This window comes from Nitrosococcus halophilus Nc 4, from assembly GCF_000024725.1.
GTDB lineage: Bacteria > Pseudomonadota > Gammaproteobacteria > Nitrosococcales > Nitrosococcaceae > Nitrosococcus > Nitrosococcus halophilus.
Map to the genome: position 1 here is coordinate 1 of NC_013960.1, position 12,354 is coordinate 12,354.

General features: G+C 47.1%; 9 protein-coding genes. 7 read left to right on the forward strand and 2 right to left on the reverse strand.

The features are described from left to right. Positions 1–243: 243 nt before the first annotated feature. The 4 genes from dnaA to gyrB all read left to right on the forward strand — a co-directional run bounded on the left by dnaA (position 244) and on the right by gyrB (position 6,585). Positions 244–1,596, forward strand: coding sequence for a chromosomal replication initiator protein DnaA (gene dnaA, locus NHAL_RS00005; protein WP_013031119.1), 1,353 nt, complete (start codon positions 244–246; stop codon positions 1,594–1,596). A gap of 296 nt (positions 1,597–1,892) precedes the next feature. After that, positions 1,893–2,996, forward strand: coding sequence for a DNA polymerase III subunit beta (gene dnaN, locus NHAL_RS00010; protein ID WP_013031120.1), 1,104 nt, complete (start codon positions 1,893–1,895; stop codon positions 2,994–2,996). 58 nt (positions 2,997–3,054) lie between these two features. Continuing rightward, positions 3,055–4,143 (forward strand): DNA replication/repair protein RecF, encoded by a 1,089-nt coding sequence (gene recF, locus NHAL_RS00015; RefSeq protein WP_013031121.1) that lies wholly within the window; start codon positions 3,055–3,057, stop codon positions 4,141–4,143. A gap of 24 nt (positions 4,144–4,167) precedes the next feature. Then, positions 4,168–6,585 (forward strand): DNA topoisomerase (ATP-hydrolyzing) subunit B, encoded by a 2,418-nt coding sequence (gene gyrB, locus NHAL_RS00020; protein ID WP_013031122.1) that lies wholly within the window; start codon positions 4,168–4,170, stop codon positions 6,583–6,585. Positions 6,586–6,686: 101 nt separating this feature from the next. Here gyrB and NHAL_RS00025 read toward each other — a convergent pair whose 3' ends face one another. Beyond that, positions 6,687–8,009, reverse strand: a complete 1,323-nt coding sequence (locus NHAL_RS00025; protein ID WP_013031123.1) for an NAD(P)/FAD-dependent oxidoreductase — start codon at positions 8,007–8,009, stop codon at positions 6,687–6,689. A 140-nt stretch (positions 8,010–8,149) separates the two neighbouring features. Here NHAL_RS00025 and NHAL_RS00030 point away from each other — a divergent pair, with 140 nt between their 5' ends. Genes NHAL_RS00030 through NHAL_RS00040 form a run of 3 tightly spaced genes read left to right on the forward strand, consistent with a single transcriptional unit; the run spans position 8,150 to position 10,810 of the window. Then, a complete protein-coding gene (locus NHAL_RS00030) occupies positions 8,150–9,562 on the forward strand; it encodes a DUF6513 domain-containing protein (protein WP_013031124.1) in 1,413 nt (470 codons plus the stop codon). After that, on the forward strand, positions 9,549–10,133 hold the full coding sequence (locus NHAL_RS00035; RefSeq protein WP_013031125.1) for a DUF447 domain-containing protein: 585 nt from the start codon (positions 9,549–9,551) through the stop codon (positions 10,131–10,133). Before NHAL_RS00030 ends, NHAL_RS00035 begins: the two co-directional genes overlap by 14 nt. Then, positions 10,130–10,810 (forward strand): (5-formylfuran-3-yl)methyl phosphate synthase, encoded by a 681-nt coding sequence (locus tag NHAL_RS00040; RefSeq protein ID WP_013031126.1) that lies wholly within the window; start codon positions 10,130–10,132, stop codon positions 10,808–10,810. The genes NHAL_RS00035 and NHAL_RS00040 overlap by 4 nt, the downstream gene beginning before the upstream one ends. 118 nt (positions 10,811–10,928) lie before the next feature. Here the strand turns inward: NHAL_RS00040 and NHAL_RS00045 are convergent, their stop codons facing one another. Next, positions 10,929–12,113 carry an acetyltransferase domain-containing protein gene (locus tag NHAL_RS00045; protein WP_013031127.1) on the reverse strand — a complete coding sequence of 395 codons (1,185 nt, stop codon included), beginning with the start codon at positions 12,111–12,113 and terminating at the stop codon, positions 10,929–10,931. Positions 12,114–12,354: the final 241 nt, after the last annotated feature.

Genomic DNA, 12,354 nt, shown 5'->3' on the forward strand with positions numbered 1-12,354 from the left:
TAAAGCCAATAAACTATCTGGCAGCGGTGGCTGATGTCAAGAGAAGAATTAGAAATCCATTCCTCCTTGCCAAGATGGCTCGATAGGGATAAGTTTTTTATTTCCCCAGTAACAATAATCAGGGCAGAAACCCAGTCCTTATACGCTAAGGATACGTTAAGTTGCCCTTGTTTCTGGCCGCATCTCTCTTAAACGCTGGGCAATCTAGCCTAATCTCGATTGTTTACAAGGAGTATGCAATCCGTGCCATTCTCGCTTTGGGAACACTGCCTTAATCATTTAGAAGGGGAACTTGATCTCCAAGAGTTCAATACCTACATTCGCCCCTTACAAGCAATACAGCAAGATTCTAATCTGCGACTTTACGCGCCCAATCAATTTGTGGTCGATTGGGTGCAAGACTGCGCTGAAAGCCGCATTAATGCGTTACTATCCCACTACAGCGACGGTCGCATCGAAAAGGCAATCTTGGAAGTGGGTTCTTGTAATCCGCAGCCACAAGCCCCCTCCCCTGTGCCTGAACTACCTTCAGAATCCCCATTCGCCCCTTCGCCTAGAGGCATCGATCGGATACCCGAATCCCGACTCAACAAAAATTATACCTTCAACAATTTTGTTGAGGGCAAATCTAATCAGCTGCCTCGTGCCGCTTCCTATCAAGTTGCAGAAAACCCTGGAAGCGCCTATAACCCTCTCTTCATTTACGGAGGGGTAGGCCTTGGCAAAACCCATCTGATGCATGCTGTAGGCAATTATATCCGAACCCGTAGCCCTGACGCTCGGGTGGCTTATTTACACTCAGAACAATTCGTTGCCGAGATGATTAAGGCCTTACAGCTTAACGCCATTAACGAATTTAAGGCCCGTTACCGCTCGGTAGATGTCTTGCTTATCGATGACATCCAATTTTTTGCTGGAAAAGAGCGCTCCCAGGAAGAGTTTTTCTATACTTTCAACACCTTACTTGAGGTCCAACACCAAATTATTTTGACTTGTGACCGCTTCCCGAAAGAGGTTAATGGGTTGGAGGAACGGTTGAAATCACGTTTTGGCTGGGGGTTAACGGTTGCTGTTGAACCTCCAGAATTGGAAACACGGGTCGCAATTTTAATGAACAAAGCCAACATTGAAAGCGTTGCCCTATCGGATGACGTCGCATTTTTCCTCGGACGCCTCATCTATTCTAACGTCCGTGAATTGGAAGGAGCACTACGGCGGGTGATCGCTTACTCTCGATTTACCCGTCGTCCCATTACGATGGAACTGACCCGCGAAGCACTTAAAGACCTACTAGCCTTGCAAGAGAAGCTAGTCACTATCGAGAATATCCAGAAAACAGTAGCGGAATATTACAAGATCCGGGTTTCTGATTTACCGTCGAAGCGGCGTTCCCGAGCGATAGCTCGGCCCCGGCAGATCGCCATGACCCTTTCCAAAGAACTCACTGATCACAGTTTAACGGAAATTGGAAAATCCTTCGGCGGCCGCGATCACACCACAGTTCTCCATGCCTGTCGTAAAATAGATGAGCTTAAGAGAACTGATCGGCGAGTGGCTGAAGATTACCAAAATCTACTGAAAAGACTATCTACCTAGATGTGGATAAGGGTGTGGATAAGTTGTGTATAACGCGTGGATAAGTTGTTGAAAAAAATTACCCCACAAATTATCCACTGTTTATCCACCAGTTATACACGAGTTATCCATAGGGTTATCCACATAATAACTTTTTGATTAAATTAAATAAAAGTAAGATATCCACAGATTTTCAGGTGACTCACTATCACTATTAATATAGATTCTTAAAGATAATAGTAATAGAGCTTGTGGGAAACTGGGACAATGCTAGATACCCTTTATCCCTACTTGTTTTAAGAGAGAAAAAGCAATAGATGCAGTTTTCCATTGAAAGAGAAGAAATCGTTAGACATTTAGCCACAGTTTGTGGTGTAGTAGAACGACGCCATACGCTGCCTATCCTCTTCAACGTTCTTCTATCCGTTGAAGAGGATAGGCTATCCCTGACGGCAACGGATCTTGAAGTCGAGATAAGAACTACTCTTGAAGTTCTCCATCCAAAAGGAGGAAAAACGACTGTTTCAGCAAGGAAATTTTTGGATATTTGCCGTGCCTTACCTGCTCGAGCTGAACTGGAAGTACAACATGAAAAAGGGCAATTTCATGTTCATTCTGGTCATAGTCGGTTCACGCTTAGCACACTTCCTGCTGAAGACTTTCCAAGCACCGATAGCCTTGAGGAGGTGGTAGAGCTAGAATTGACCCAAGCAGAGCTAAAACAATTATTGCACCGGACGGTCTTTTGCATGGCCCATCAAGATGTCCGCTACTATCTCAATGGCTTATTATTGGAGCTTGGTGAAGAAACCGTCTATGCAGTTGCCACAGATGGGCATCGCCTTGCAGTGGCTTCTTTGGAAAAAGGACCTCGACGGGAGGGGGTGCAGATCCAATCTATCATCCCTCGAAAAGCGGTGTTGGAGTTGGTGCGTTTGCTTGAGGAATCAAATGAACCGGTACGATTAAAGTTTGGTACCAATCAAATGGGGGCAGAATTTCAGGGGTTATCCTTTTCTACTAAGCTAATCGACGGTCAATTCCCCGACTACAAACGGGTCATACCTGTGGGCTGTGAGAAGCGGTTTGTTGCTGATCGGGAACAATTTAAACAAGCTTTAGGACGGGTAAATATTCTCACTAACGATAAATACCGTGGGGTACGTTTACACTTATCAAATTTAAAGCTACAAGCGACGGTCACGAATTTAGAGCAAGAATCTGCCGAAGAGGAATTAGAGGTTGAGTATCAAGGGGAAAGCTTCGAAATTGCTTTTAATAACTCCTATCTTATTGATGTTCTTAATATTATAAATACTGAGCAAGTTAAATTAGAGTTTACCAACGCGAATAGTAGCTGCCTGATTACTCCTATTGGCGAGGTTGGCAGCAAATATGTGGTAATGCCTATGAGATTGTAGTTAACTGCTAGCGTTAATCTTTTATTTTATTCATTGGCCACTTTTCTAGCCCTGTTTAATGCATATTGCTCATCTTGATATACGCAACTTCAGGAATTTAGAGCACATCGAATTTTATCCCGCAAAAGGCCTCAATATTTTTACAGGTGCCAATGGCAGTGGTAAAACTAGCCTCTTAGAAGCTATTTATTTACTGGGATTGGGACGTTCTTTCCGTAGCTCTCAATTAGCCTCGGTTGTCCGGGGTAACATGAAATCGCTGCGGGTTGTGGCTAGAGTCAAGCAAACCACAGATGCTTTCCAGATCGTAGGAGTAGAGTTCAGCTCTACTGGTTTTCGTGCCCGCATTAATGGAAACGCCGTAAAGAGGCGTTCCCAACTAGCTGCCCAATTACCCTTGCTTTATATGTCCTCCTATAGCCACCTCATACTCGATGGAGGGCCCCGCTACCGTAGACAATGGCTTGATTGGGGACTATTTCACTTGGAGTCTAATTTCCGTGATTTATGGTGGCGCTATCATCGGGCGCTAAAGCAGCGTAATCATGCATTAAGAACCCAGATGCCTAGTTGGCGCCGAGAAATTGATGCCTGGGATAGGGAACTTGCCACCTACGGAGAGCAGGTGACCTCTTTTCGGGAAGCTATTCTCTCTCAGTTGCAAGAGAGCGTATCTCAATTGTTTGCAGTCTTAGCCCACCAAGTTGGGCCTGTGACTATGGAGTTTAAGCGAGGCTGGAGCCGCACCATAGCTCTGGGAGAGGTTCTGAAAGCAACCTTAGATTATGATCGGGCAGCAGGCTATACGCGATATGGCCCCCATCGTGCGGAGGTGGCATTCTACGCAAGCGGAAAAGATGTTAGGGATATACTATCTAGGGGCCAGCAAAAGGTGTTTTGCTATTCCCTGGCGTTGGGTCAGGTAGAGTTATTATGTAAAATAAAAGAACAACATTGTATTTTTTTGATTGACGATTTTACCTCAGAACTTGATGCAGATCATCGAAGACGGGTGTTGGCATTGCTAAATCAATTAGGGATCCAAGTCTTTGTTACTACTGTGGAAACACTAGATAATGAACTGAAGGCCTATCCCGATTCCCAACAGTTCCACGTGGAACTGGGAAAACTCAGAAAAATGGTATAATAAAGAACAACTTTAGGAGCAATAATGAAAGCCAGCACTGCCTACGATTCATCCCATATTAAAGTCTTAAAAGGGTTGGATGCTGTCCGCAAACGCCCTGGTATGTATATTGGGGACACCGATGATGGTACTGGACTCCATCATATGGTGTTCGAAGTGGTGGACAATTCCATCGATGAAGCCCTAGCAGGATTTTGTAATGAAGTGAGTGTCATTGTGCATTCTAATGACACTGTGACTATCTCTGATAATGGACGGGGCATCCCGACCGATATCCACCATGAAGAAGGGCGTTCTGCAGCTGAGGTCATTATGACCGTATTGCATGCTGGGGGGAAATTTGACCACAACTCCTACAAAGTCTCTGGCGGATTACATGGGGTAGGAGTATCAGTGGTTAACGCGCTTTCTTCTACCCTTTTTTTAGAGATTCACCGCGATGGCCAGGTCTACCAACAGCACTATCGTGATGGAGTTCCACAGGCTCCTTTAACGACTGTGGGCTCCACAAAGCATAGTGGGACGACAATTCGGTTTTCGCCAAGCCCTAAGATTTTTTCCAATATCGTTTTTAACTTCGATATTTTTGCTAAACGATTGCGGGAACTAGCGTTTCTTAACGCTGGAGTTCGTATCTTATTAGAGGATGAGCGCGTTGGGCGAAAGGAAGAGTTTCTTTATGAGGGTGGGATACAAGCTTTTGTAGAGCATCTCAATAAAAATAAGACTCCTCTCCACGACAATGTTTTTTACTTCCAAGGAGAACGGGATGACGTCGTCGTGGAATTGGCAATGCAATGGAATGATTCTTATCAAGAGCATTTTTTCTGCTTCACTAATAACATTCCACAGAGGGACGGAGGTACCCACCTCGCTGGCTTTCGATCTGCTCTGACCCGAACTTTGAATCAATATATTGAGAGGGAGGCATTAGCCAAAAAAACCAAGGTCAGCACGACGGGGGATGATGCTCGGGAAGGGCTGACGGCAGTTCTCTCCATAAAAGTGCGAGATCCGAAGTTTTCTTCCCAGACCAAGGAAAAACTAGTCTCCTCTGAGGTTAAACCAGTGGTTGATGCCCTGGTCTCAGAATACTTTCAAAGCTTTTTGTTGGAGCATCCTGCCGATGCTAAAGCCATTGGCAGCAAAATGATAGATGCTGCTCGAGCCAGGGAAGCAGCCCGTAAAGCCAGAGAGTTAACGCGCCGGAAGGGGGCTCTGGATATGGCGGGGTTGCCTGGGAAGTTGGCAGATTGCCAAGAGCGGGATCCAACGCTCTCGGAACTATTTGTGGTAGAGGGAGATTCAGCGGGGGGGTCTGCTAAACAAGGACGTGACCGTAAAAACCAGGCTATCCTTCCTCTTAAGGGTAAAATCCTGAATGTGGAGAAAGCCCGTTTTGACAAAATGCTAAGCTCTGCAGAAGTAGCTACCCTCATTACAGCGCTAGGGTGTGGTGTTGGTCGGGAAGAATATAACCCCGATAAGTTACGGTATCATCGGATCATTATTATGACGGATGCCGATGTTGATGGGTCCCACATACGTACCCTGTTGCTCACTTTTTTTTACCGCCAGATGCCTGAGTTGGTAGAGCGTGGCCATATTTATATTGCTCAACCTCCCCTTTACAAAGTCAAGAGAGGAAAGCAAGAGCGGTATATCCGGGATGACGCTGAGATGGAACGTTATTTAATCAACTTAGCGATTGATAATGCAAAAATCTATTCCGAGCCGGGCGCAACACCCATTGAGGGGGAAACCCTATTAACCCTGGTAACTGATTATTTTCAATTGAAAGGCGCTATCGAGCGGCTTTCTCAACGCTATGATCCTTTATTGCTCGATCAAACATTATATCTTGACACCGTGTCCACTGAGCTGGTGACAGAAGTTAAGCGATTGGAGGTATGGGCTGCTCAGCTAGAGTCACGGGCGAATAGCGCAGCAAGAGATGGTGTACGTTATGAGATTGAGGTCACAACACCAGTTGAAAATCAGGTACCCATTCTCCAAGTGAAGATTACCCGCCATGGAGTGACTACCTATCAGCGTTTTAGCATGGATTTCTTTGCTTCCCCTGATTACCAACATATTCAGAAGTTAGGAAAGCCTTTAGTCAAACTGATTACGACAGAAAGTTATGTCCAACGGAATGACAAGCAACAACCCGTGAGCAGTATTCAAGGAGCGGTCAACTGGTTAATGGAAGAAGCTAGGCGCGGTCAAGCCGTACAGCGCTATAAAGGGCTCGGAGAGATGAATCCAGATCAATTATGGGAAACCACGATGAACCCTGCTACCCGGCGTCTCAGTCAGGTTCGAATTGAGGATGCCATTGCGGCAGATGAAATATTTACCACCTTAATGGGAGACCACGTGGAACCGCGACGAGATTTTATTGAAGCCAATGCGCTAAATGTGGCCCATCTTGATGTTTAGTTTGATAGGTAACCAAAGATTATTAGCTTGAAAAGTATCTTGGGGTAAAAAGGGGGGACATCCTTGTCCCTGGGGTTCAAAAGCTTTTTAACAAACTCGGTTTAATGGAGCTTGATTTTAGGATGGACGCTGCGTCGGAATAAATGGGAAATAGTAAGCATGGTGGTGCGAAAGGGACCAAATAGGGCCATTTGATGCATTTTATAAAGGGAAAGATAAACCAACCGAGCAATTAGCCCTTCTATCATGATGCTACCGGTAATATTTCCCATCAGGTTTCCCACAGTGCTATATCCTCCCAAAGATACCAGCGAACCATAGTCACGGTAGTGATACTCCTGAAGTGGCTTCCCCTCCAGCTGATTACGGATATTTTTATATAACAATTGAGCCTGTTGGTGGGCTGCTTGGGCACGGGGTGGCACCACTCCTTCATGATTTTTCCAGGGGCAGGCGGCACAATCACCTAGAGCAAAAATATTTTCATCACGGGTGGTTTGCAATGTTGGTCTAAGCACCAATTGGTTGAGTTTATTGGTTTCCAGACCATTTATATCCTTTAAGAAATCCGGCGCCTTGATACCGGCTGCCCAGACTTTGATTCGCGCTGGAATAAAACGCCCGCTTTGGGTTTGAATCCCTTTTTCCGTGACTTCAATGACCCGTTCGTTAACCAGGATTTCAACGCCCAGTTTGCCAAGCTGCTTCTCAGTAGAACCAGAGATTCGAGATGGCAACCCTGGTAACAGGCGAGGAGCGGCCTCAATAATACTGAGTTTAATATCGGCGGGCTTGACCTCTAGGCCATAGGCAGTAAATAAACGGGAGACCGCATGTAGTTGGGCAGCCAATTCAATCCCAGTAGCTCCCCCTCCGACAATGGCTACATCGAGTTCACCACTTGCCATGGGTTTGCCTCGGGCATGGGCTCGTAAATAAGACTCTATGATTTGCCGCTGAAAATACTCAGCCTGTTGGGTAGTATCCAAGAAGAGGCAATGTTCCTGGACGCCGGTAATCCCAAAGTCATTGCTGACGCTACCCACTGCGATTATCAAAGTATCATAATTAAAATTACGTCGGGGAATGATCTCTTCTCCTTTTTGATTGTAAGTCGGCGCAACAGAGATTTCCCGTTTCTGGCGATCTAGGCCATCCATCCGCCCGCGGCGATAGCGGAAATGGCTCCAAGCGGCCTGAGCTAGATATTCAATTTCATCTTCGTGGGAATCAAGGGTGCCTGCAGCAACTTCGTGGAGCAAGGGCTTCCAAATATGAGTAGGACTGACTTCTATTAGGATAATCTCAGCTAATCCTGTTTTACCAAGCTTTTTTCCTAATTTAGTTGCTAGCTGTAGGCCTCCAGCCCCGCCACCCACGACGATAATTTTATGTTTACTGTTCCCTGCTTTTTCTGTTGCCATGGTGTATAAGATCTTTGTTAAAAGAAAAAACTTATTCTATCGTGTTTAATTTTGCGGCAATATGAATTCTAGGATGATCATTATCTAGGCTCTGCGCTCATAATGACTAAAATATAGAAAAGTTTCTGGGAGCTCCGCTAGTGAGAGAACATATCCTCTTTCTTACTGGGAAGCTGGCTGAACCCAGCTTGTGCAAAATCCTCAAGGCTATGGAACCGGTGGATTTTGATTACACCGTGAAACAATTGGGATTGAGTGTTGCTGCTTTGATGACGGCAGAGATGGTCGAACGTCGTTTGACGGAAACCGGTGAAGCCACCCGGATTCTGGTGCCAGGCCGTTGTCGCGGCGATTTAGAAAAACTCTCTAAAAAACTGGGGCTGCCTGTGGAGCGAGGGCCAAATGAGCTCAAAGATCTCCCTGCTTACTTTGGTCGTAGTGGTCCAGCCCCTGATCTCAGTCGATACAAGGTGTGTCTCTTTGCTGAAATTGTGGATGCCCCACAACAGTCAGTTCAGGGTATTCTAGACCGGGCTGCCTATTACCGAAGCTGTGGTGCCGATGTTATCGATCTAGGTTTTCTTCCGAGTGAACCTTTTGACCACCTGGAGGAAGCTATTCAGGCCCTTAAGGCGGAAGGGTATTGTTTAAGTGCCGATTCCCTGGAGCCAGAAGATTTAATTCGCGCCGGAAAAGCGGGTGTTGATTATCTACTGAGCCTTACTGAGAAAACTCTCTATATTGCTGATGAAGTGGGTTCTACCCCAATTCTAGTCCCGGCTGCGCGGGGGGATTTGCCTTCCCTGGAGCGGGCGATGGAAAGCCTAGACAAACAGGGGCGTGCTTGGCTTGCTGATCCTATTTTGGAACCTATCCATTTTGGCTTCATGGATTCCCTAGCCCGTTATCATGAACTGCGTCGTCGCTATCCTCAAGCACCCCTCCTGATGGGGGTAGGTAATCTGACGGAGCTAACAGATGCTGATACTACCGGGATCAACGCCATCCTGTTTGGTATTATTTCTGAGCTTGGAATCAGTGCGATTCTGACGACAGAAGTGAGCTCCCATGCTCGGCGGGCAGTCCGGGAAGCAGATCTCGCCCGCCGTATCATGTATGCGGCACGGGAAAACAATGCTCTGCCACAGAATATTGATGATGGGCTGCTATGTCTCCATGAGCGCCGACCTTTCCCCGATTCCTCTAAGGAAATTGCTGAGTTGGCGGCCCGAGTTAGAGATCCCAGCTACCGCATTCGCATCAGTCAGGAAGGAATCCATATTTTTAATCGGGATGGCATCCACAGAGCTCAAGATCCCTTTGATTTATTTCCCCACCTTGCCGTAGCAGGAGATGCAGGCCATGCCTTTTATCTAGGAATAGAGTTAGCACGGGCACAGATTGCCTGGCAGTTAGGCAAGCGCTACAGCCAGGATGAAGAACTAGATTGGGGTTGTGCCTATGAGCAAGAGACAGAAGATCTCATGGAGCAGAAGCCACCCGGTACCACGCTGCAGAACTCTAAGCGGGGGGAGGGCAATGGCAAGGCTTGAAAGCAAGATCCATGAAGTTATCCTCACCACCTTAAGTGAAGACGGGCAGATTCATGCAGCACCCATGGGCATTTGGGAAGAGAAAGGCAATTTTATCGTGGCTCCTTTCAAGCCCTCTACCACCTATAACAATTTATCCCGCTACCCTGAGTGTGTAGTCAACTACACAGACGATGTTCGGGTATTTGCAGGATCGGTTACGGGTCGGCGCCATTGGCCTACCCAAGCAGCTACCCGTGTCTACGGGGGGGTCCTGGTACAAGCTTTGGCCCATAGTGAACTGCGGGTGACTCAATTGCAGGATACGGATCCTCGAGCCCATTTTTATTGCCGGGTAATATACGAAGCGAACCATAGGCCTTTTCGTGGTTTCAACCGGGCCCAAGGGGCCGTTATCGAAGCCGCCGTGTTGGTAAGCCGTTTACATCTCTTACCTTTCGATAAGATTGAAAGAGAATTGAAATATCTCCAAATTGCTGTTGACAAGACTGGAGGACCTCGTGAGTGGGAAGCCTGGGAATGGTTGATGGAACAGGTTCAGCATTATCGTGGGGAGGAAATGAAGTCATGAACCGCTGGCTGGCCAGTGTTCGTAATCTGGAAGAGGTCAGCAGCTTGCTTGCGGAAGGGCCTGACATCATTGATCTTAAGGAACCCAAAGAAGGAGCTTTGGGGGCTCTATCCTCAGAAACCATCTGCCAGGCTGTAGCCTTGATCGGAGGTCGTTGTCCCACTAGTGCCACTATCGGTGATCTCCCCATGGAACCAGCACCCATTTGCCATGCCGTGGAACAAATCGCAGCCACTGGGGTGAACTACGTGAAAATTGGTCTGTTCCCCGATGACCGGGTACCTGATTGCTTGATAGCTCTGCAGCCATTGGCAGTTCAAGGAATTTCTTTGGTAGGCGTGATGTTCGCCGACAAACGGCCCGATTTTTCTTGGATATCCTTGATGGAGAAGGTGGGCTTTACAGGAGCCATGTTGGATACGGCCGCTAAAGATGGCCACAATTTGCTCAGCCATCTGTCACTGGCTGAGCTGAGTGGCTTCGTGCAAACAGCCCGCAGTGGTGGTCTAGTCAGCGGCTTGGCAGGTTCTCTTAGTTTTGAGGATATACCCAAGCTGTTGCCTTTAGGAGCTGATTATTTGGGATTTCGTAGCGCTTTATGCTGTGCTGGGCAGCGGCAATCTAGCCTTGATCCAAAGGCTATTGCTTTGCTTAAGCGCGCTTTGAATAGGCGCTGACAATGGTTTCAAAAAAATACCTTTTAATAACATTATTTGCTTGAAAAGTCCGTGATTGTGGCTTTCTTAAGTTGAGTTAGATAATTTTTATCGATGGGGCTAGAGGGATAAGGAGAGTTTAGAGATAGCTCAGCCACCAGCTTTGGCTACGTTTTTTGAGATGGGCATACCATCGGCACAGGGGATACAGTGCTCCCACTACCATAATCCACACCAGGTAAACCCGCAGCAGGCTAGGTTCGTAGCTTTCCGGAAAGCCGCCGGATTGGGATAGGTACCGCAGTCGATCCCAAGTACCAAATGTCCATCTGATCCAAAGCATCGCCAGGATGTGGATGAGGAGTAGGTGCACAAGGTAGTAGAAAAAGGGGACCTGCCCAAATATCTTCACTCCATCGGCGAGCCGTCCACGCCATTTTTCAATCAAGGGAAGCAAAGCAATGGCTGGGCTTAAGGTCATCAACAGATAGGCGAGCGATGGTGGATACTTCTCGGTATTCAATATCTCAAGGACGCTGAACAGAAGGCCGCGCTCACTGGGCTGCCAGGGCTCAGGGTCACCATAGAGGTTGAAGCCGCGAAGAATAATAAAAGCGGCGACTAATCCTAGGCCGAGTTTATAGAGGAGAGGATTGCGGTGGTCGGCTGGCAGGGTCACAAGGCGGCCAAAGCCATAGCCTGCCACCATTACCCCGAGCCAAGGGATCAGAGGATAGGCGACAAAAAAATAATTGATAATGGGAACTGGCTGGCCCCCCATTTCATGCAAGATGTTCCAGAAGATGGACCAGTCACCGAACTGTTGGGCTTGGATAGGATCAAGTAGGTTATGACCCACTATCATTGTAAGAGCGCTTCCCATGGACACCCAAAATGGCAGATAGAGCATTCCAGCCAGAAAGATCATGGACCAACCAATGGCCCAAATCACCTGAACAAAAAGATAGGGATACCAGCCGAAGGTCCAGGAAAGGTTGATAACTGATAACTCAATAAAGATAAGCCATAGCCCTCTAGTGACTAGAAAACGGGCTAGCTCGTGATGGGAGCAACTTCGGTTGTGGCGGTAGAGGTAGGCGCTGGTTCCAGCTAAAAAGATAAACACTGGCGCACAAAAGTGGGTGATCCAGCGGGTCAAAAACAATCCGGCAGAGGCTTGGGAAAGATCCTCGGGTGGGTAAGGAAAGGGACTGAAGAAATTACGGACATGGTCAATGGCCATGATGACCATAACAATTCCTCGCAGGAGATCCACAGAGACGATGCGGGGTGCAGTGGCTGATGGGATTCCTGGCTGACTCAATGCTGGCTCCTTCTTCGGCCCAGCTTTTGGACACTTATTTTTTATTTAGAGTTCCAGTTTCCACAAAAAGTTTACTTTGTTTGTCCTTTTGAAAGTTACCAGGTGGCTGAACTAGGGGGCATTTGCCTCTAGCATCCAACTGTTTTGTTGCCTGGAACTAATGACTTTCAGGTGGTGACTAATAGTTCACTCGAATAGAGTGCTTTCAAAGTTAGACCCTAGCTTTTTAGGCTTGCTTCAT